Genomic DNA, 19,478 nt, shown 5'->3' on the forward strand with positions numbered 1-19,478 from the left:
ATTATAATTTTTTATACGTATTGCTCAATTTCAAAGCAACAGTATCATTAAAATAAGTGGTGTTTTTCACCTTTACCAAATCATCCTCTGTGACTGTTATATCAAGTTCTAAGCGTAACTCCGGATTTGTCTCTGGATTAATCAACGCCATGAATTTTACATTTGTCAATGTTTGAATCATCAACGAACTTTTAGTAATAGATTCTGTAAGTTCTTTAATAATTTGAATCATACAAACGCCCGGCATTATTGGGTTTCCAGGAAAATGCCCCTTAAAAACCTCATGATTGGCATTAACTAATATACGAATATTATATTTAGCGTCACCTGTTTTCTCTTCCGAAAGTACTTTATAGAAGTCTTTTAAAACCATAATTTTATTTTTTTATTTCACCTCAAAAGAGTAAGAAACTCCAATTTGGAAATTTACATTAGTGTTATAGTCACCAAAAAGATAATGACTATTAGAATTGTTGTAATAGTAATCGCTGTCTAAAACATCTAAAAGTCCTTTTTTAAATCGAAATTCAAAAGTAAGCCCTGAAGGCATTTTATATGCAAGACCAGTTACAAACGAAATATCATTATATGTTTTTCTAAAAGCTAAATTATCATTCAAAAGAACATCTAATGCTGGTCCAAACTGTATTTGAAAACCCTGTCCAAATGTAAATTTATTAAGCATAGCGATAGACAAATAACTCATTTGCAAATCCTGATAAACGATTTTTTCTGTTTGTGTATTTGGGTCAATAAAATTTCGAGCAACATTATTAGATCCTTGTCTGATATAATTTATTTCGGGCTGCAGCGCATAACGTTTCGTTAGATTTATTTCTCCAAAACCGCCTGCATAAAAATCAGGTCTGTAATCTGCATGCATTTCTGAAATCGTCGAAAGACTCAAACCTGCTCGTAAACCCGGTTTAAAAGTTACTTGAGCTTGCATCGTTAAAACCGTAAAAAAAAGAAATAGGGCAGTTGCTATTTTACTTTTATACATTTATTTTACTTTAAAAGTGTAACTAATACCAATTTGAAAAACTTGATTTAAGATAACATCATTATAGTAATAATCGTTATTATCGTAATCAATTCCATCGTAACCATAAATATCAATTAATCCTTGTTTAATTCGGGCTTCAAACGTTAACCCGTTTGGCAATGTATAGCCAACTCCGCCAACAATGGCAAGGTCAAAACCTTCGGGATTGCTGTTGATATAATTATCAGAAACTTTTAAATCTAAAGACGGACCGCCCAAAATGTGAAAGCCTTTACCGCCAATGTTAAATTTTGCAACCGCACCAAGGGTTAAATAATTTAGTTCATAATTTACATAACGATAATTATTGCCGTTCCCAAAATATTCTCTTCCTTCATCACCTTGTCTAGAATAGGTTATTTCAGGCTGCAGCGAAAAATATTTATTAAATTTAATATTCACTAATCCACCAACATAGAAATCTGTTTTAGATTGATTATCATCAATATTGGTCAATGTTGACACATTTAAACCTCCTCGAAGTCCAGGACTAACTTTTACTTGTGCTTGAGATAATTGAATTCCAATACATAAAACGAAGGCAATTAAGGTTATTTTTTTCATCATTAGATTAGGTTAGTTTTAGGATTAGTTTAAATTTTTATTCTGATTTAAAATAATTCAGCTCAATTTTCAATTTAATATTCTGATGAATTATCTGAATATTTTCGGCAAAAATATTGTTTTCTGAATTGAAATACAGCGTAAATTTTTCTTTTGTTTTAGATGCGTGAACTATCTTTTGCAGTTTTTGATCTTTTTTGGAAACAAAAATGTAATTGTCTCGTTTTCCATCTGCCGATTTATAGATATTATTAGATTCATTTTCAAATTGCTCCTGAATCAAATATTGTTTTTTCAAAAGCAGTCTAAAATCTTCTTTTAAAGTATTGATCAATATTTTTCGATCTAATTCCGAAACAATAGAATTGACTTTAAAATCAGTTTCAGAAATTTCGAAATCCATTAATTTATTTCCGAATTCTGTTGTAAAAACAATTCGATGTGTCGTATCGTTTATTTTTTTGGCAATAAAAATCCCCGATAATTCATTTCCGTAAACGCTTATGTTGGTTTTATAAACATAGTCGGTTTTTGAATCTGAAAAATACGGAACTTCATAAGACGTTTTGTCTAGTTTTTTGGGCGTATAGTTTTTTGTGACCGAGCCGCACGAAACTAAAACAATTGCCAGAAAGCAATTAATTAGTAAAAACTGAATCGTCGATTTTTGCATTGATTACTTTATTTTTAAGTACAATTCTAGTATAATCTTCAGATGATTCTAATAATTTTACCTGAACAACAGTTGCCTCTTCCTTATCAAAAGTCAGTTCAATTTGTTTGATGTATTTTTTCAGCGCAGCATCTTTAGGAACAAATTTTGCCAGATTTTGCCCTTTCAGTTTAAAATACGAAATCGTAAATTCTTTGTCATCAAACATATTGCCGCTTACGCTTCCGACAATCAATTTATTAATTCGCGCAAAGATTTTGCTGTTGCCAATATCAACAGCGCTTTTCTTTCCTTCATCGTTAATCAGGATTTTTCCGTTTTTGAAAGTAATGCTGTAATTGTATGGTTTTTTATACTGCCATTGCAAAAGTGCAGGCTCTTTAAAAACCATTTTTCCCGAAGTTTCAATATCCTTTGACAAAAAATCCAAATGTTTGTATTGAACAAAATCGGTACTTAAAGTTTTGATTTTTTTGGCCACAACATTTACATCTTGTTTAAAAGAAGCAATCTCAGCATCGGTCATTTTTTGTTCCTGAGCAAACAAACTGCCTGAAATAAAAAGAATTAGTAGAGCTATTTTAGTTTTCATATTTTTTAAGATTGTGCTTAATAATTTTGCCACGAATTGCACCAGTTTTCAAGATTTTTTGATTTAATAAAATCCGTTTTTATCCGTGTCTTCGCGATAGCGAATTTGTTTCATCCGCGTTCCATTTTATAAGCTTTAAGATTCAAAAGTTCTTCAATTGAAATTACGGTATAATTATTTTGCTGTAAAAATTGCAAAAACTGTTCCAGTACTAAAACGGAATGTGAACCTGTATCGTGCAAAAGTACAATTCCGCCCGGAGAAACCCGTTTTATAATTCGATTCAAAATCAATTCCTGATTTTTTGTTCCTCCGTCAAGCGAGCGAATATTCCAGCCAATAGTTTTATGTCCGGTTACTTTTAAAGCTCTTCGAATCGATGGCGTCGTAACTCCGTAAGGCGGACGAAAGAAGTTTATTTTTTTGGAAGTGAATTTTTCGAGAAGTGCATCTGTTTTTTCGATTTCTTCCTTTATTTGTTTCGCATTATAAAAATCAAAAAAATTAGAATGCGAATAGGAGTGATTTCCAACCAAATGACCTTCGATAATAATTTGTTTTACGATTTCAGGATGTGTTTCTACATTTTTACCAATGCAGAAAAAAGTCGCTTTGGCATTGTGTTTTTTTAAAAGTGCTAAAACTTCCAAAGTAAATTCACTTGGTCCGTCATCAAAAGTCAATGCAATTTTTTTCTCTGTTTCCAAGGGATTATTGCAGAAAGCTTTTACATGATAATTAGATGAAATTCTCGAAGAACCAAAAGCATTTATTCCAATCCAAAGAAAAATTAGAGCCAAAAAACACCATATATTTATTGCGATATAGAGATTCAGAAGAAGCAGTAAAAGCAATAAAAAGATAAAAAATATCGAGATGTTTTTATGCGTTATCATTTTGAAAGTAACGTAAAACTATGATTTTTTCCGCTTAATTGATTGTATAATAAAATGGTTTTGTAAGCTGGTTTTGTAATCGAATTTACTTTTATAATTTCTGGAATCTCCTGTGTTTTCAAAATTTTAGAGGCCATCCAAAAAGCAAATGCAGAAGCCGTATCGTATTCGCCGCTCAAATGTTTGTAATACAAAACAGGTGTTTTTGCGAAAGCATTTTCAGCCAGATTGCTATAATAATTTTCAAAATCGACATTTCCGTCAAAACCTAAAACTAAAGCGTCAATGGCATCGATTTCTAAATTATTAGATTTTAAAAAAGATTTAATTTCAGTTTCGATTTCGTTTTCTTCCAATGTATTTACAATAGCAACATCCAGAAGTTCAGCGTAAGTAGTATCTTTTCTTTCGTTTTCTAAAACAAAAAAACTGGCTCCTTCACCATAAACCGCACCGCTGGTTGCAGCATTTAAAACATCGTAAGGTGCAGAATTATCTGCTTTAATACGTCCGTTTAATTTGAAAAGTGAAGTAGTATACTCTCCGTTTTCATCAACACCGCCCACCAAAATCGAATTGGCTTCGTCTTCTTCAATTTGCATTTTGGCATCAATAAGTGCCGATTCAAAAGAAACCGCACCATTTACATACGTAAAATTATAACCTTTACATTGCTGTAAAAGTGCAATCTGTGCCCCAACAGTATTATGAGTAGATTGAATAAAAGAAGTTGGCGTTAAAAACTCTTCTTTATTATCTAATATGCTTTTCAGGAATTTTTCAGAATCTTCGATGCAGCCCAAACCAGTTCCGGTTATGATTGCGTCAACATTTTCAACATTAGCATCTTTCATTGCTAAAGCCGAAGCTACGATTCCGTTTTTTACACCTTTTGCCATTCTGCGGCTTGCAGCTGGCGAAATATATTCTTTGTATGCCGGCGAAACAATCGCCAGTACATTTTCATCATGATTTACAACAGCTTCTTCTAAAAAAACAGTATCAAATGTTTTTTGAGTCGAAATACAGCCTACTCCATTTATATATGTTTTTTTCATTTTAGCTTTTTGAAAATATAAGGGTTGAACAATTTCCTCCAAACCCAAAAGAGTTAGATAAAACGTGTTCGATGTTTTTATTTTTTAAAGTAGTCTGCGGTGTCAAATCGAATTCCTCCATTTGAGTTTCGAAATTCAAATTTGGATAAACGACATTATTCTGAATCGCCAAAACGCTGTAAACAGCTTCAATTGCTGCTGCAGCTGCTAAAGTGTGACCTGTAAATGGTTTTGTTGAACTAAAATCGGGAACTTTTTCCTCTTCATAAATTCGGCGTAAAGCTCTTCCTTCAGATAAATCGTTATTTGGAGTTGCAGTTCCGTGCACGTTGATATAATCTATTTCAGAAGGTTTTAAACCTGAAACTTCAAACGCTTTTTTCATTGCTAGAAAAGCGCCGTCTCCATTTTCTGAAGAAGCCGTTTGGTGAAAAGCGTCATTTGCATTTCCATAACCCGAAACTCTTGCCAGTACTTTTTTATTTTGTTTGGCAACAATTTCATCCGATTCTAAAACTAAAAAAGCGGCCGCTTCTCCAAGATTCAATCCTTTTCTGTTATTGTCGAAAGGTTTGTTATTATCATCAGATAAAATCATCAAAGTTTTAAATCCGTTGATGGTGAATTTTGCCAAAGCATCAGCTCCGCCAACAATTACACGGTCTAATTTTCCAGTTTTGATTAATCTTGCACCTAACATAATCGAATTTGCTGCAGATGAACAAGCCGTGCTTATGGTTGTAACCATTCCTTTTAAACCCAGTTCTTCAGCAATTTTTTCAGCAACATCACCGCCGTCGTGACAGGTAATATATTTAACTAATTCTGGTTTTTCGAAATAATCGTAATAATGTTTCTCCGTCATGTCCATTCCGCCCACACTTGTAGCCGAAATGAGTCCAGTTCTAAATTCGTTGATAGATGTAATACCGGCATTTTCAACAGCTTGTTTTGCTGCCAAAGTACCAATCATAGCGGTTCTCGAAAAATTATTATCGCTGTTTAATCCCAGTTCGCTGATAAGTTCATCGTTGGTTTTTTTAATTTCACCCACTTTAATAACATCTGCATGAACTGTAGAAATATTAGAAATGCGAGAAATACCGATTTCATTTTCGATTAACGAATGATAATTTTCTTCAACCGAATTACCGATTGCAGAGATAATTCCCATTCCTGTTATTGCAACACCTTTTGCCATTTTAGATTTTAGAGTTTTGATTTTAGATTCTAGAACTTTGTCAAAGTTTCAAACTTTGACAAAGTTGACGGATTTTAAAACATTTTAGATTTCAGATTCCAATAGGAAATCTAAAATCTAAAATCTGAAGTCTAAAATGTAAAATTATTTAGTTCTGTTAGCGCTGATATAAGCTGCCATAGTTTCGATAGATTGGAAAATTGTTTTTCCTTCTTTCGGATCTACTAATTTAATTCCGTAATCTTTATCTAAAATCACGATCAATTCAAGCGCATCAATTGAGTCCAAACCTAAACCATCTCCAAACAAAGGATCGTTATCAGCAATATCTTCAATTGTGATGTCTTCAAGGTTTAGAGTCGTGATAATTTTGTTCTTCAATTCTTCTTTTAATGCTTCCATGATTATTTATTATATAATGTATTGATAGTTTCGTTTGTATATTTTGTATTTTCTGCTGTGCTGATGGTACAGAGAAAAGCTTTATAATTGTCATTAAAAAATTCTACCCAGCCGCACAAAACCATATCTGCCTTATTTGTATTCAAAAGAATATTCGAATAATTCGACATGAATTCTGTTTTAAAGGCATCAAATATAAAGAAAGAATTCTCACTTTTCAGCTGATGACGGATACTTATTTCGCCCAGACAAATATTTGGCAGCGTATAAACAAAAACCGCCGGACTCGGATAATAATTTTCTTTGTCTGAAATAGATTCCTGATATTTTACATCCGTATCCAAACTCGACGATTTATTGGCCAAAACTAAAGCGATATTATGTTCTTCTTCTGTTGAAGTTATCGGACTCAAAAGTAATTCTGATCCTAAAAAAGCCAGTTTGCTCAAAGCATCCATTTTGAAAAACTTTGGATATTGCATTTCAAAATTGCGATACGCTTGTTTAGAGAAATCAGCAAAATCTGTTGGTTCAATTTTGAATACAGAAGTTCCGTTCAAAACAATTTCGTTGTTTTGGATTGTGATGTAGGATTGTATGTAGGTTTTATTTTGAGTCATTTTGTTAAATCAGGTGCTAATTTATTCGTTTTATAATCCCAGTTATACGTGTTCGATCTAATAAATTACTTTTATAAACATAACTTCCATCTTCTAGAATTTCGATAATTTCGACATACATTTTTTCACCAATTAAGTATTCTAAATTCTTATCACTTGCTTCTAAATAAGTAAGTACATAATTGGTATCATTTATCCAATCGATTTTGTATTTTGAAAAACCACTCTGATTTTTTTCTACTTGAAATTTTTCGTCTCTCTCTATAATTATATCAGAATAGGCACCGTCATTATATTTAAATATGCCCTTTTTGAATTCTTTACACTTTGAAATTTTAGATTCTTCAAGTTTTTTATTTTCAAATCTTGCATTGATAAATCTAAATATAAAGTCATAACAATTGTTTCTTAATTTACTGTCAGGATAATACTCTATTCCTTTTCTGTAAGCTACAACTTGAGCAATATTTTCTTGATTTTTGTAACTTGTTTTTTCTGGAATTACTACAACAGAACTTGTTTTTCCAAGATTATCAACACAAAAATTCACTGTCAATAATTCTATAGAATTTACATCATTAACGAAAAATTCATCTTGAATTTGTGCACTAATACTTAAACAAAAAAACAAAAAGAAAAAAGTAATTATTTTCATTTTTATTATGAATTAAATTTCACTTTCTCAAAAACCACAGCCGTATTACAACCTCCAAATCCAGAAGCCGTTTTCAAGAAATACTCAATATTTCTCTCTTCATTTTTCTCAATAACATTTACTGCTTCGCTTACCCCAATTTCGTCAAAACCTTTTGATTCAAAAAGCATATTTTTATTTACCGATTCTATAGCAATTACGGTTTCCAATAATCCCGAAGCGCCTAATGTATGACCGTAAAAACCTTTTAAACTATTTACAGGAACATTTTGCAAATCTAAACGATTTAAAGCAATCGCTTCCATTTCGTCGTTAAACGGAGTTGCGGTTCCATGTGCTGAAATATAATCTAATTTATTAGTTTCAATTTGAGCTTCTTTTAAAGCATTCTGAATACTTCTGAACAAACCTTCACCCGTTCTTGACGGACCCGAAATATGATTGGCATCGTTTATCGAACTGTCACCGATTATTTTTATTTTGGCTTTTTTGGCTTCCGCCGAAACTAAAACGGCTGCCGTTGCTTCGCCTAAACTTACTCCAGTTCTGTTTTTTGAATACGGTTTGCAAGGCAGATCGCTCATTGCTTGAAAAGCATTAAAACCAGATAAAACAAATTCTGAAACTTCATCACCAGCCACTACAAAAACATTGTCGTAAAGCTCAGATTGAATCATTCTTTTGGCAACTGAAACTGCCAGAATTCCAGAAACACAGGCGTTTGAAACCACAATTGGCTGTGTCGTAAATCCGAAGAAATCTGCAACGTTTTTCGCTAAAACATCTAAATGTGCATTATTGAAACTGTGGCTAGTATTGTCTTTTAAAGCCGTCACATTTCCTTTTGTTGTTGAAAGTATAAAGGCAGTTTTTGAATTGAATTCAACTTCTGCGTTTTTGATAATCGGCTCTAAAGCCAAAATCATCATTTTCTCTAAACGAGAATATTTAGTTTCAGTGCTGAATTTTGCAAAAGCACTGTTTATTTTTTCATCAGAAATAATTGAAGCATAAAACGGATTTGTCATTAAAGAAATATCATTGTGAAGTTGAATTCCAGAATCGCCGCGAAGAATCGCTTCGATGTTCGCTTCAACATCAAAACCTAAAGGCGTGATACAATTCGTTTGTGTGATGTATATTTCTTTTAGCATTTTATGGTCATTTTCTCCTGCAAGGATTTAAAACCTTTTAGGTTTAATTAATATAATTTTGCGATCCACGTAACTTTAATGCATTTGTTTTCGCACATTGTTTCGAGTACTCCTATTAAAGTTAATAAAGGAGTAGCAAAGTCTTCAATCTGATCTTCATCTTCAAAAATTTGATCATTTAACAGCTCTTTTTTCTTCGTTCTGATGACGTAATATAAATTGGATAAATATTTTCGCAATATCTCAGGATCTTTAAAATCGGCTTTTGAATTAAGTGTTTTGTTTTCAAAATAAAAATCATCGTTAGCAGATTGATCTAATGTTCTGAAAGTTATGTAATCCATTTTTTCTTTAGGAAAGTATTTTACGAGATCCTTTTTTCTCTCCAAAATATAAAGAAATGTATTCAGCGGATAAGTTCGACAAGTACCTTTCATTATTCTTTTTCCTGCCTTGTCATATCCCACTAGTAAACCATAATATTCTGACGCATGAATTTTGCTAAATGAGAGAATTATTAATAAAAATAAAATTAGTTTTTTCATCTGTTATTTTTGAAGATAAGTTTAATTTAAAAAAAGGGATATATTTTTTTAATGCTTTTTCTAGTATTAATAATTACTATTCATATTGATAATGTCTAGAGTCAAAGAATTTCCATTTGTATTTTTCGTGACCCAATTTTATGACTGAATTTTCAATAAGCTTATTTTCTATTTCGTTAAAATTAAAATATAAGAATTGCGGCAGTTCTAATTTCTTACCGTTCTTTAAATACAATATGATTGATTTAAAATTCCAAACTTTTATAGGATATATTGAAGTACTGAAGCCTTTTATTTGATCTGTTTTAAGTAGTTCTTTTTTATCCGAAAAAATAGAAATTTTAAATATATTACTTTCTTCTAACTCGAAATTGTATGATTGTTTACAAATAATAACAACAAAATGATAAGTTAAGTACATCAATATGAAGTTGAATAGTACAAGCTGTAAAACTTCATTTGAGTAACTTTGTAATTTCAGTTTTTCAATGATTAAATACATTAAAAAGACAGAAAGCGTTCCGAAAAAAAGCATCAAAATAAATCTTCCAACAAGAATTAAATAATTGAATCGAGTTTTAAACAACTTCATTTTTTTACTTTAATAACCCAACTTTCCTTTTCCATTCCTCATAAAAAGGAGGATTTGTCAGCATTAAATTACCTTCTTTATCCAAAAAAACCTGAACGGTTTCGCCAGTGCAGGCTATTTCACCTTTAGCATCAATAATTTTAAAACGATAAATCATTTTAGCGGCAGGTGTATCAACAACTGTTGTTTCAATTGTTACGACATCGCCGTAGCGCAAAGACAATTTATGTTCACATTTTGATTTTACAATTGGCGTTGTGTAACCCGTTTTTGCAATATCTAAATAAGTTAGTCCGTGTTCGCGACCAAACGCTTCACGTCCATCTTCAAAATACGTGATATAATTACCGTGCCAAACGATTCCAAGCGGATCAGTTTCGTTAAAACGAATTCTGATTTCGTGAGAAACGGTTAAATCTGTGGCTTCGTTAAACTGTTCTTTTCTTTTTGTCATAAAATAAGGCAATGGATGTTGTGATAATAAAGAACAAAAATAACAAACTTATTTTTGGGATGATTTCCAGGAATGAAACGCTGCGCAATAAAACATCATAAAAAGCTTCTAATCCCCAATTCATAGGTGATGATTTGGCAATGATCTGCATGATTTTCGGCATAGCAAAAACCGGAACCCAAACACCGCCAATTGCAGCGAGAATAATAACGCTTGTTGCTCCAAAAGGAGCTGATTGTTCTTGTGTACTGGCAACTGTTCCTAATAAAATTCCGAATCCAATGGCGGCGAAACCTGAAAATAAAGCAACGACACTCATTAATGCTAAATGACCTTCGATGTTTAAAGAAGGTAATCCGATGGATGGAAATAAAAATACGGCAACGGCAACCATCATATAAAACTGAATCATACAGATGATCGAGTAGGTAATGGTTTTTCCGATTATCACAACCAAATTAGAAACAGGATTGGTTCTTAATCGAACGAAAGTTCCCTGCGATTTTTCTTTTACAATATTTATAGATAACGGAATTACAATAAAAAATATCGCAAAAAGTGTCCACGCTGGAACGTTATGCTGTACAGAATTTGGACGAACTTCTTTGTTGTTTATTCTTGGAATTATTTCTTTGAAAGAAATGAAACTTTTTTGCTCAAAGTCGGCATTTCCTCCTAATTGATTTTGGAAAGTGGTGTAAATAGATTTGGTTTCGATTTGCGAAATCATTTTGTCGATCGAACTCATGACCGCATTTTTAAAACTCATTTGAACCGCTGGATCAAAATACAGTTTTATTTCTTTTTCTTTTATTATTCGTTTAGGTTCACTGGCTGCAGTGCTATCAGTCATGCCTAAACTGCTCACAATTTTCTCTACATTTTGATCTACTTTGGCTTGTAAATCAGAACTCAAATCTTTCGGAATTACAATAGCCAATTGAAATTTCCCCTTGTAAACATTTTCTCTGGCAATATCTTCGGTAATTGTTTTATTGTCGATTTGTGTAACAACGCTGAATAAATCGCTTTTTTCTAAATTGTCAAAAACGGTTTTTGATACTGAACCTTTATCATTATCGACTAATAAAATTGGGATTTTAGAATCGCTGACTTTTTTAAAAGTACTGTCCTGAATTAATGTAACGGTAATGACCAAAACTAATGGCATTATAAATAGAATAATCAACCCGCCTAAATCTCGTTTAAGGAGTAAAAATTCTTTTACGACTGACATCCAAATTTTATATATCATCTCTCAAGTCTTTACCGGTTAATGAAATAAAAACGTCTTCGAGATTTCGGGCATCTTTTGTCGATTCAATTAAAATTGAAGGTGTATTTTGTGCGTAAATTTGACCTTGGTCTAAAATAGCAATGTTGCTGCAAAAATCTTCGGCTTCAGCCAAATGATGTGAAGTATAAATGATAGTTGTTCCGTTTTGGTTCAACACTTTCAAATATTCTATAATAGCATTTTTAGAATGAACATCAACTCCAACGGTTGGTTCGTCTAGAAATAAAACTTTTGGTTTATGCAGAATTCCGGCAATTAAATTGACACGGCGTTTCATTCCGCCAGAGAAAGTTTCAACTCGTTTATCGGCAAATTTTAACAAACCCAAAAGGTCTAAAGTTTCGATTACTTTATCTTTTAAATCAGAACCTTTTAAACCATACATACTTCCAAAGTAATGAAGATTTTCTCTTGCCGTAAGAGTAGGATATAAGGCATATTCCTGAGGAACAACGCCTATAATCTTTTTAATTTTTGAAGAATGATTGGCATAGTTTAAACCATCAATTGTAAAATGTCCCGAAGTTGGTTTTACTAATCCGCAAAGCATTGAAATTAAGGTTGTTTTTCCGGCGCCGTTTGGACCTAGTAAACCAAAAATTTCACCTTCATTTATAGCCAGCGAAACATTGTTCAAAGAATACTGGTCGGCATCTTTGTACTTTTTCGAAAGGGATTCTATTTTAATTATAGATTGCAAAATATCTTAGGTGATGGCTTTTTTTAGTTTTTTGAAAAAGATTTCTTCTCTATTGGCAATGTCTAGAAGTTCGTCGGCAATAGTATTGTAAGCGTCTTCTTTGGCACTTCTATTTTTATAAATTCGTGAGGCTTCAACAGCGAAATCGCGCCATGAATCGCCAATTTTTGTCATTTCTTTAGAAAGCGTTTTAAGTTCTTCATTGTTTAAAATAACTGAAGCTTCTTGTAAAAATGCCGCATAAATAAAACGGAAACCTCCGCCGCCGGTTCCAATTTCTTCTTGCATACGAACCATTTGCGCCAAGTAATGATTGGCTTTTTTGGTACCGTGTTTTACAGGCCATTTTCTAATTTGCTTAGATACGAATTTGATTCCGCGAACACCCACAATGGGCATTGGCGCAAGCATATCTCTGCAAGTGTTTTTTATTCCTTTAATGATGGCGCTTTTTAAATCGACTTCATTTGGAATTTGAATTGGATAATACATTTGTCCGCGGGGCGCAAAAGCTCCTTTTGCAAAACGTACTTTATCTAATTCATCATGCGTTAAAGTGGTTACGGTTTCCATAACAGGATCGCTGATCAAATAGTCTTTATCGGTTTTTCCGTAAACAACTAAATTATGTGCATTGAAATGAAAACGGTATTCGTCAGGGAAATAACTTAAATTATAAACGCCGACTTGTAAGCCGGTTGGAATATTATTTTTTAAATTTTCGTCAAGTGCTTTATTTGCATTTAGGGTTGATGAAAATTTTTGTCTCTTAATTTTAAGATTTAAACGGGTTGCGACTTTATTAAAAATTTGTCCCGGTAAAGTTCTATAGCTGATTGCGGGTGCGTAATTGACTTTTATAAAAGGTAAATACACAAAGAAAAGCCCCGAACCGATACCAAAAACCATTGGTTCGCTTATGTTGAGTCCGTTGTTTTTTAACAGATTCGATGCTACTCCATTTTCACAGTGAGCAGATTGGTGATGTGTAAAAGTGACTTGCATTAATCTGTTTTAAAGTTTTTTAATTCGGATACTGAAATACTAAAAGCATCAGCATATTTTTTCAAAATAGAATCGCTTAATTTGGCAAAAACAGCAGGTTTAAAATGTCTTTTTACGCGCCATTTCCACATTCCTACGTAGCTTGACAAAATGGTAAGATCCATTTTATTAAGTTCCATATAGTAAGAAATCGGACTTACTTCGCCAGATTTAACTTGTTGTTTTGCTTCAGCAATACGTTCGTTTATTTCGTCGATAGAATTTGATAATGCAATTGTTTTGGGTTCCCAGCCTGTACTTAAGGTTGTGGTATAATCGCCGTTTTCATCAGTCGCGTATAAAAGCTCTTTAACGTTGTTTTTTGTTAAGTTGCTTTTATCTTGTGGTACATTTTCTTTTTCCATGACATTTATCGTTTCTATTGGGATTTATTCTGGAACCGAAATTGTTTTTTGAATGAATAAATTAATTTCGCATTCTAAGAGTATCTGGTCTTCGACAGAACTTTGACAGCTCATTGTGCATAAAGTATAATCGTCGCCGGCAAATTTCGAAATTAAGTTTGCTCTGGTAATTATAGTGTCGCCGGCTTTTGGCAGTGAATGAATTTTTGCGTTTTTTAAAGCGCTGATAAATCCAATTACATTTACGTTTTCATTTTCTGTTCCGTCCTCTTCAAAAAAATATTTTTTTCCAACAATTGCGGAGCAGGTTTGTGCTGTATTTTCAATTAAACCAGCTTCAATAAAAATGTTATTGGCAACAAAAATATTGTCTTCTTTTATCAAAAAAGTGGTTTCTACAAAGTTGGCATCTATATCCAAAATCAAATCTACCATAAGCATTGGTGCTCGGTGCGGTAAATAATTTTGTATGTCAACTCCAGTATTCAATTTTTATATTATTTAGCTAAAACGGTTTTCATTTGCCCGTTTGCAATTTCTTCATTATTTAATTTAGTAACAATATTCACTAAAGTGATACCTGCAAATTCTTGTAAAATGGTAACTTCAGATTGAATTGAATCGTTAATTTCAGGCAGTTTTTTAATTTCAATTTCTTTAATTGAACCAATATATCCAGTTGGTGCAGTTTCGTTTCTTAAAAAAAACTGATAACCGGTATGCAAGGCAACAGATTGCGCCATGTGTTCAATTAAACCAGCTTCTAGAAAAATATTGTTTTCGGTAAAAATGTTATCGTTCTGTATTTTTAAACCCGAAATCAAAGAAGTTTCGGTATAAGAATACATAGCATCAACCATTACAAAAGGAAACTTTTGAGGCAATAAATTTTCTACCGTTTCTTTTTCTAAAAGTATGATTGTTTCCATTAGCAAACGGTTAAATAAGCGTAGGCAAAAGAAAATCTTCCGCTTTCTGGAACTGATAAAAGAATTTTGTCTCCTTTTTTCAAGTTACCGGAATTCATTAATTCTTCTAAAGCTAAATATATTGAGGCAGAACCTACGTTACCAACTCGAGAAAGATTCATGAACCATTTATCATCACTCATTCCGATACCTCTTTCATTTAATCCTTTTTTTAATCCTTCAACAAAAAAGTTAGAAGAAACGTGAGGAATAAAATAAGTAATATCGTCAGATTTAATATTGTTTTTATCCATGGCATCTTTCATACTTTCTGCACCTTTAGAAAGGATAAATTCGTCCAATAATTTGACATCTTGTTTGATGGCAAAAACAGATTCGTTTAACCATTGTTCTGGTGCGTAATCACTCCATGATTTGATTTCGCCGTTTTCTAGTTTATCACCTCCTGCATACATGCATGTTTCTAGTTCGTATGCATACGAAAAAGCTTCCATCCATTCTATTTTTAAACAAATTGGACCTCTTGGTTTATTTTCTAATAAAAAAGCGCCGGCACCGTCAGAAAGCATCCATCTTAAAAAGTCTTTTTTGAAAGCAATAATGGGCTGTTCTTCTAGATTTTTTAAGTTTTCGGCTTCGTGATTGTATTTTTGAGCATTCAGCCAGGTAGAAACTTTTTCTGATCCTGTACAGATTGCATTTTTTGAATTTCCAGATTTTATAGAAAGAAAACCAAATTTTAATGAATTCATTCCAGCACAGCAAACTCCTGTTGAAGAGTTTAGTTCTACCGATTTGTTTTTTAAGAGACCATGAACCATCGCAGCGTGCGAAGGCAGGAAAATATCAGGAGTTGAGGTTCCGCACGAAAGTACTTCTAAATCCTGAGATGTAAAGTTTTCGTCGAACAGCGGTAAAATAGCATTTCGTGTTAATTCGGCATTACTGTGTGTGCTTTTTCCTGTTTTATCAACAGCGTAATAACGGCTTATAATTTTGTTGTTGCGCAAAATAATACGTCTTGCTTTTGATGCAGTATCGTTGATAAGGCCTAAATAGGCTTCCATTTCATCATTCGAAACAGCTTCATTTGGCAAATATTTTGCAGCTTTGGTGATATATACTTCAAACATAATCTAATTTAGTATGCTAAACTCCTTGATAATATTGAGTTTCTCTTTTTATGGTTTTTAACTTAAATGGGTAGGAAATAAGGTGCAATATATACACTATTGGCGAGATTAACCAAATCGCAAGGAATAAATAAACATTAAATACTTTTAGAAGCTGTTTTCGGTTTTTTTGATTTTTATAAATAAGGTTTGACCATTTATTAAAAATTTTATTAGCTGTTTTGTCTACAGTCACTAAATAGGGACTGATTTTTACTGCGCCGTTTGCGACTAATTTTGGTTGTAGATCACTCAAACTGTTCGTTTTTAGATCTGTAAGTATTATTTCTCCAAACTTTGGAGATTCCTGAATGTCTTTTTCTGAAACTCCTGGAAGTGGAAAAATACCTAAATATTTCTTCTTAACACCAGAGAACATCCATTCTACGATTGTGATAACGCTTATTAAGTTTCCTACACGATCTACAAGAGCAACGTTTCCTACTAATTGTGCATTGGCTTCTTTAAGCAGGGTTTTGATTTTTTCCTGCGCCATTATCCACATATTTCGTGAACCGCTGATTGTAATTACGGGTGTGTTGTTTAGAATTTTTTTTGCTTCCTCGCTTTTCAAGAAAGAATTAATTGGAATGGAAGGCGATAAATACCAAACTTGATAATTGAAAAGCACCAAGTCAAATTTTGTATTTAAAATATCTTCCGGAACTGGCTTTAGAGCGGTTGGAATTTGTAAAAATGATTCGGGAAAAGCATCAAAAAAAGCATCCTTACTCCAAGGAAAAGGAAAAGGCTTTTCTAACTGTATTTGGTAAAAAGTTACATCTATTTCCTCTGAATCTAAAAATGGTTTTGCGATATTTTGCGCAATGTTTTCTAATTGTCCGGATTGAGTATAATAAATAACGAGAACTTTTTTCATTTGGGTTTATTGACTATGGTTGCGAACAAAAATAAGTAAATTTATTTAAACGAATTTTCTTGTTTAATGTTTCGTTTTATACGTTTTTTTGGATGTGGATTTATGGCGGGTTTTTAATCCCGCAGAACACTTTAAAGGACAAAAATGAGAAAAAACCTGTGTGATTTTTTACAAATTATGGTAAATCATTCCAAAAATCAAAATAATTAAACCATTGAAGCGGATATTTTTTTAAGATATTTTCTACGCTGGTTACATATTCTTTCAAGAGTGCTTTTTCGTCACGATGTTTAACTGCAGCTTCTCTTGCATATAAATGATAATGCAGATTTGGCTCTTTCATAACATAAACAAAAACAACGGGAACTTTTAATCTTGAAGCGATTAAAAATGGTCCGGCAGGAAAGCTGGTTTCTTTGCCTAAAATGTTTTCTGAAAGTGATTTTGTTCCTTCAAAGTAACGATCTCCCGTAAAGCAGACTAATTCATTATTGGCCAAAGCGGCATTAATCTCAAAAATATGAGACAAATCTTCTTTGATGATGATGAATTTTACGGTTGGTTTTTGAGTAACGCTTGCTAAATAATTTTTAATAGCAGAATGTTCTAAGTCTGTTGTAACTAAATTAATTTGAAAATTAAGATCGATGTCGCCTAGAAAATGCTCTGCAATTTCAAAATTTCCAACATGCGCGCTGATTAAAACACCTCCTTTTTTTTCGGCTAAGAGTTTTTTCAGCGTTTCGATTCCGTCAAATTCATAGGTGAATTTGTTTCGCATTCCTGCGGAAATGGAAATTTTATCAATGATGGTTTGTCCAAAAGTATAGTAACTTTTGAAAACCATTTTTTTTGATTTGAAATAAGAATAGTTGAGTCTTTCTTTAAAGTAATAAAAAATAGCTCGATTACTTTTTCTTAAAAACAGAAAGTAATAAGAGGCAACAAAATAAAGCAGGACATAAGCAGACTTTATACCCGCTTTTTGTATTAAAAAAACGAATATTCTATAGCCTAAAACAGTTCCTTTTGATTTGCCATCCCATTGACTCATTAAGCTGTTTTGGCTTTTAATTTGGTTTCAATAAGGTCGTAGAAACTTTGAAAATCAGAAATTCCAACAAAATCTGCCTCCACTAGTTTTACACCAAAGTTAGATTCTATTGAAACTACTAAATCAACATAATCCAGACTGTCTAACCCAAGTGTGTCTTTTAAATTAGCATTTGGTTCAATGTCGTCATTGTCAACTTCAAATTCATCAACTAAAAAACCATTAATTCGTGCTATAATCTCTTCTTTATTCATTGTTTAATTTAAACTTTTTAACCACCAACGCAGAGTTGGTTCCTCCGAAACCGAAAGAATTGGACAAAAATATGTCAAATTTTTTGTTTAACGTAGTTTTAACTAAATTTAATTTAGAAGCATCTTCATCAGGGTTGTCTAAATTGATGTTTGGCGCAATAAAATCGTGCTGCATCATTATGATAGAATAAATGACTTCACTAGCTCCAGCCATCCAGCATTCATGACCTGTCATTGATTTTGTAGAACTTACGTATGGGTTTTTCTCACCAAAAACTTCAAAGATAGCTTTTGCTTCATTGGCATCTCCAACGGGAGTAGAGGTTGCATGTGCATTTATATATTCAATGTCTGATGCTTTTAGTTTTGCATCGTCAAGAGCTCTTTGCATTGCTGTGGCAGGTCCTTCGACATTTGGAGTAGAAATATGTCCGCCGTTTGATGAAAAACCGTAACCCGAAACTTCGGCAATAATGTTTGCGCCGCGTGCAATCGCAGATTCATAACTTTCAAGAATTAAAGTTGCGCCGCCGCCGCTTGGAATTAATCCGTCGCGATCCTTGTCAAAAGGTCTAGAAGCTTTTTCGGGATCATTTTCTCTATTAGAAAAAACGCCTAATCCGTCAAAACTGCTCATCGCATATTTATTAATTTCTTGTGCGCCGCCGGTAATAATAATATCTTGAAAACCGCTTTTTATTAAAAAATACGCAAGTCCGATAGAATGTGAACCACTCGCACAAGCTGCACTAACAGTTAAATTAATTCCTCGCAGTTTAAAAATCGTTGAAAGATTCATTGTAACGGTAGAATTCATGGATTTAAAAATTGCTCCAGAACCAATTAATGCAGTGTCTTTTTTTTCACGTACAATATCTGTAGCATCAATAACAGCTTTAGAAACGCTGTCATTTCCGTACATAATTCCAACCTCGCGATTTTCAAAAAAAGCATCGTCAATATTAGCATTTTTCAATGCTTCGATAGTCGCCATATAAGCATATTCGGTTTCTTCACCAATGCTCATACGTTGTCTTCGTGTCAATAAATTTTTTAAATCAGCTTTCGGAACTATTCCTGTTAAGGCTGATTGAAAACCAAATTCTTTTCGATCAGAATCAAATTGAATACCTGATTTTCCGTTATATAATGATTCCTTTACTTCATTTAAAGAAGTTCCGATACAAGAATAAATCCCCATTCCAGTAATTACAACTCTCTTATTCATCGTCTTTCAAAATAATTTTTATCCTTAAAGTGTCTTTTTAAACACATAGAAACATAGTATTTGTATCTCAAAAAAGGCGTTTCACTTCTTTGTAAAAATATAGC

General features: G+C 32.6%; 26 protein-coding genes. All 26 read right to left on the reverse strand.

The window, feature by feature from the left end:
* Nucleotide 1: 1 nt before the first annotated feature.
* The gene (locus tag B0A81_RS15545) at nt 2–373 is read right to left on the reverse strand and encodes a hotdog family protein (protein ID WP_089058871.1); all 372 of its coding nucleotides are present in this window, start codon (nt 371–373) and stop codon (nt 2–4) included.
* Between the two features lie 12 nt (nt 374–385).
* A complete protein-coding gene (locus B0A81_RS15550; RefSeq protein ID WP_089058872.1) occupies nt 386–1,003 on the reverse strand; it encodes an outer membrane beta-barrel protein in 618 nt (205 codons plus the stop codon).
* Nucleotides 1,004–1,609, reverse strand: a complete 606-nt coding sequence (locus B0A81_RS15555) for a porin family protein (protein WP_089058873.1) — start codon at nt 1,607–1,609, stop codon at nt 1,004–1,006. It abuts the gene before it with no gap.
* A gap of 37 nt (nt 1,610–1,646) precedes the next feature.
* Entirely contained in the window at nt 1,647–2,282 is a 636-nt protein-coding gene (locus tag B0A81_RS15560; RefSeq protein WP_089058874.1) for a hypothetical protein, read from the reverse strand.
* Nucleotides 2,248–2,874 carry an outer membrane lipoprotein carrier protein LolA gene (locus B0A81_RS15565; RefSeq protein ID WP_089058875.1) on the reverse strand — a complete coding sequence of 209 codons (627 nt, stop codon included), beginning with the start codon at nt 2,872–2,874 and terminating at the stop codon, nt 2,248–2,250. The genes B0A81_RS15560 and B0A81_RS15565 overlap by 35 nt, the downstream gene beginning before the upstream one ends.
* Before the next feature lie 110 nt (nt 2,875–2,984).
* The gene (locus B0A81_RS15570; RefSeq protein WP_244281434.1) at nt 2,985–3,674 is read right to left on the reverse strand and encodes a polysaccharide deacetylase family protein; all 690 of its coding nucleotides are present in this window, start codon (nt 3,672–3,674) and stop codon (nt 2,985–2,987) included.
* A gap of 92 nt (nt 3,675–3,766) precedes the next feature.
* Nucleotides 3,767–4,828, reverse strand: a complete 1,062-nt coding sequence (locus B0A81_RS15575) for a beta-ketoacyl synthase N-terminal-like domain-containing protein (RefSeq protein ID WP_089058877.1) — start codon at nt 4,826–4,828, stop codon at nt 3,767–3,769.
* A gap of 1 nt (nt 4,829) precedes the next feature.
* Nucleotides 4,830–6,029 (reverse strand): beta-ketoacyl-[acyl-carrier-protein] synthase family protein, encoded by a 1,200-nt coding sequence (locus B0A81_RS15580; RefSeq protein ID WP_089058878.1) that lies wholly within the window; start codon nt 6,027–6,029, stop codon nt 4,830–4,832.
* A gap of 144 nt (nt 6,030–6,173) precedes the next feature.
* Nucleotides 6,174–6,431, reverse strand: a complete 258-nt coding sequence (locus B0A81_RS15585; protein WP_012023174.1) for a phosphopantetheine-binding protein — start codon at nt 6,429–6,431, stop codon at nt 6,174–6,176.
* 2 nt (nt 6,432–6,433) lie between these two features.
* A complete protein-coding gene (locus B0A81_RS15590) occupies nt 6,434–7,051 on the reverse strand; it encodes a 3-oxoacyl-ACP synthase (RefSeq protein ID WP_089058879.1) in 618 nt (205 codons plus the stop codon).
* Nucleotides 7,052–7,067: 16 nt separating this feature from the next.
* Complete coding sequence (locus B0A81_RS15595) at nt 7,068–7,706, reverse strand: hypothetical protein (RefSeq protein WP_089058880.1); 639 nt, start codon at nt 7,704–7,706, stop codon at nt 7,068–7,070.
* A 5-nt stretch (nt 7,707–7,711) separates the two neighbouring features.
* Nucleotides 7,712–8,860 carry a beta-ketoacyl synthase N-terminal-like domain-containing protein gene (locus tag B0A81_RS15600; protein WP_089058881.1) on the reverse strand — a complete coding sequence of 383 codons (1,149 nt, stop codon included), beginning with the start codon at nt 8,858–8,860 and terminating at the stop codon, nt 7,712–7,714.
* A 47-nt stretch (nt 8,861–8,907) separates the two neighbouring features.
* Complete coding sequence (locus B0A81_RS15605; RefSeq protein ID WP_089058882.1) at nt 8,908–9,405, reverse strand: hypothetical protein; 498 nt, start codon at nt 9,403–9,405, stop codon at nt 8,908–8,910.
* Between the two features lie 76 nt (nt 9,406–9,481).
* Nucleotides 9,482–9,997 carry a hypothetical protein gene (locus tag B0A81_RS15610; protein WP_123922191.1) on the reverse strand — a complete coding sequence of 172 codons (516 nt, stop codon included), beginning with the start codon at nt 9,995–9,997 and terminating at the stop codon, nt 9,482–9,484.
* A 4-nt stretch (nt 9,998–10,001) separates the two neighbouring features.
* Nucleotides 10,002–10,451 (reverse strand): acyl-CoA thioesterase, encoded by a 450-nt coding sequence (locus B0A81_RS15615; protein WP_089058884.1) that lies wholly within the window; start codon nt 10,449–10,451, stop codon nt 10,002–10,004.
* A complete protein-coding gene (locus B0A81_RS15620; RefSeq protein ID WP_165768078.1) occupies nt 10,426–11,706 on the reverse strand; it encodes an ABC transporter permease in 1,281 nt (426 codons plus the stop codon). Before B0A81_RS15620 ends, B0A81_RS15615 begins: the two co-directional genes overlap by 26 nt.
* Nucleotides 11,696–12,448, reverse strand: a complete 753-nt coding sequence (locus B0A81_RS15625) for an ABC transporter ATP-binding protein (protein WP_089058885.1) — start codon at nt 12,446–12,448, stop codon at nt 11,696–11,698. The genes B0A81_RS15620 and B0A81_RS15625 overlap by 11 nt, the downstream gene beginning before the upstream one ends.
* A gap of 6 nt (nt 12,449–12,454) precedes the next feature.
* Nucleotides 12,455–13,453, reverse strand: coding sequence for a BtrH N-terminal domain-containing protein (locus B0A81_RS15630; protein ID WP_089058886.1), 999 nt, complete (start codon nt 13,451–13,453; stop codon nt 12,455–12,457).
* Entirely contained in the window at nt 13,453–13,857 is a 405-nt protein-coding gene (locus B0A81_RS15635) for a hypothetical protein (RefSeq protein ID WP_089058887.1), read from the reverse strand. Before B0A81_RS15635 ends, B0A81_RS15630 begins: the two co-directional genes overlap by 1 nt.
* A 24-nt stretch (nt 13,858–13,881) precedes the next feature.
* On the reverse strand, nt 13,882–14,346 hold the full coding sequence (locus tag B0A81_RS15640) for an ABC transporter permease (RefSeq protein WP_244281435.1): 465 nt from the start codon (nt 14,344–14,346) through the stop codon (nt 13,882–13,884).
* Between the two features lie 8 nt (nt 14,347–14,354).
* Complete coding sequence (locus B0A81_RS15645; protein ID WP_089058888.1) at nt 14,355–14,786, reverse strand: hypothetical protein; 432 nt, start codon at nt 14,784–14,786, stop codon at nt 14,355–14,357.
* Nucleotides 14,786–15,919 (reverse strand): beta-ketoacyl-ACP synthase III, encoded by a 1,134-nt coding sequence (locus tag B0A81_RS15650; RefSeq protein ID WP_089058889.1) that lies wholly within the window; start codon nt 15,917–15,919, stop codon nt 14,786–14,788. Before B0A81_RS15650 ends, B0A81_RS15645 begins: the two co-directional genes overlap by 1 nt.
* Nucleotides 15,920–15,935: 16 nt before the next feature.
* Nucleotides 15,936–16,838, reverse strand: coding sequence for a hypothetical protein (locus tag B0A81_RS15655; RefSeq protein WP_089058890.1), 903 nt, complete (start codon nt 16,836–16,838; stop codon nt 15,936–15,938).
* A 175-nt stretch (nt 16,839–17,013) separates the two neighbouring features.
* Nucleotides 17,014–17,892 (reverse strand): LpxL/LpxP family acyltransferase, encoded by an 879-nt coding sequence (locus tag B0A81_RS15660; protein ID WP_089058891.1) that lies wholly within the window; start codon nt 17,890–17,892, stop codon nt 17,014–17,016.
* Nucleotides 17,892–18,146 carry an acyl carrier protein gene (locus tag B0A81_RS15665; RefSeq protein ID WP_089058892.1) on the reverse strand — a complete coding sequence of 85 codons (255 nt, stop codon included), beginning with the start codon at nt 18,144–18,146 and terminating at the stop codon, nt 17,892–17,894. The genes B0A81_RS15660 and B0A81_RS15665 overlap by 1 nt, the downstream gene beginning before the upstream one ends.
* Nucleotides 18,139–19,374 (reverse strand): beta-ketoacyl-[acyl-carrier-protein] synthase family protein, encoded by a 1,236-nt coding sequence (locus B0A81_RS15670; protein ID WP_089058893.1) that lies wholly within the window; start codon nt 19,372–19,374, stop codon nt 18,139–18,141. Before B0A81_RS15670 ends, B0A81_RS15665 begins: the two co-directional genes overlap by 8 nt.
* Nucleotides 19,375–19,478: the final 104 nt, after the last annotated feature.

This window comes from Flavobacterium plurextorum (assembly GCF_002217395.1).
Lineage (GTDB): Bacteria > Bacteroidota > Bacteroidia > Flavobacteriales > Flavobacteriaceae > Flavobacterium > Flavobacterium plurextorum.

Bases quoted from the DNA above. Each gene is read 5' to 3' on its own strand.
- B0A81_RS15545 (WP_089058871.1), bottom strand. From the start codon at position 373: ATGGTTTTAAAAGACTTCTATAAAGTACTTTCGGAAGAGAAAACAGGT.
- B0A81_RS15550 (WP_089058872.1), bottom strand. From the start codon at position 1,003: ATGTATAAAAGTAAAATAGCAACTGCCCTATTTCTTTTTTTTACGGTT.
- B0A81_RS15555 (WP_089058873.1), bottom strand. From the start codon at position 1,609: ATGAAAAAAATAACCTTAATTGCCTTCGTTTTATGTATTGGAATTCAA.
- B0A81_RS15560 (WP_089058874.1), bottom strand. From the start codon at position 2,282: ATGCAAAAATCGACGATTCAGTTTTTACTAATTAATTGCTTTCTGGCA.
- B0A81_RS15565 (WP_089058875.1), bottom strand. From the start codon at position 2,874: ATGAAAACTAAAATAGCTCTACTAATTCTTTTTATTTCAGGCAGTTTG.
- B0A81_RS15575 (WP_089058877.1), bottom strand. From the start codon at position 4,828: ATGAAAAAAACATATATAAATGGAGTAGGCTGTATTTCGACTCAAAAA.
- B0A81_RS15580 (WP_089058878.1), bottom strand. From the start codon at position 6,029: ATGGCAAAAGGTGTTGCAATAACAGGAATGGGAATTATCTCTGCAATC.
- B0A81_RS15585 (WP_012023174.1), bottom strand. From the start codon at position 6,431: ATGGAAGCATTAAAAGAAGAATTGAAGAACAAAATTATCACGACTCTA.
- B0A81_RS15590 (WP_089058879.1), bottom strand. From the start codon at position 7,051: ATGACTCAAAATAAAACCTACATACAATCCTACATCACAATCCAAAAC.
- B0A81_RS15595 (WP_089058880.1), bottom strand. From the start codon at position 7,706: ATGAAAATAATTACTTTTTTCTTTTTGTTTTTTTGTTTAAGTATTAGT.
- B0A81_RS15600 (WP_089058881.1), bottom strand. From the start codon at position 8,860: ATGCTAAAAGAAATATACATCACACAAACGAATTGTATCACGCCTTTA.
- B0A81_RS15605 (WP_089058882.1), bottom strand. From the start codon at position 9,405: ATGAAAAAACTAATTTTATTTTTATTAATAATTCTCTCATTTAGCAAA.
- B0A81_RS15610 (WP_123922191.1), bottom strand. From the start codon at position 9,997: ATGAAGTTGTTTAAAACTCGATTCAATTATTTAATTCTTGTTGGAAGA.
- B0A81_RS15615 (WP_089058884.1), bottom strand. From the start codon at position 10,451: ATGACAAAAAGAAAAGAACAGTTTAACGAAGCCACAGATTTAACCGTT.
- B0A81_RS15620 (WP_165768078.1), bottom strand. From the start codon at position 11,706: ATGATATATAAAATTTGGATGTCAGTCGTAAAAGAATTTTTACTCCTT.
- B0A81_RS15630 (WP_089058886.1), bottom strand. From the start codon at position 13,453: ATGCAAGTCACTTTTACACATCACCAATCTGCTCACTGTGAAAATGGA.
- B0A81_RS15635 (WP_089058887.1), bottom strand. From the start codon at position 13,857: ATGGAAAAAGAAAATGTACCACAAGATAAAAGCAACTTAACAAAAAAC.
- B0A81_RS15645 (WP_089058888.1), bottom strand. From the start codon at position 14,786: ATGGAAACAATCATACTTTTAGAAAAAGAAACGGTAGAAAATTTATTG.
- B0A81_RS15650 (WP_089058889.1), bottom strand. From the start codon at position 15,919: ATGTTTGAAGTATATATCACCAAAGCTGCAAAATATTTGCCAAATGAA.
- B0A81_RS15655 (WP_089058890.1), bottom strand. From the start codon at position 16,838: ATGAAAAAAGTTCTCGTTATTTATTATACTCAATCCGGACAATTAGAA.
- B0A81_RS15660 (WP_089058891.1), bottom strand. From the start codon at position 17,892: ATGAGTCAATGGGATGGCAAATCAAAAGGAACTGTTTTAGGCTATAGA.
- B0A81_RS15665 (WP_089058892.1), bottom strand. From the start codon at position 18,146: ATGAATAAAGAAGAGATTATAGCACGAATTAATGGTTTTTTAGTTGAT.
- B0A81_RS15670 (WP_089058893.1), bottom strand. From the start codon at position 19,374: ATGAATAAGAGAGTTGTAATTACTGGAATGGGGATTTATTCTTGTATC.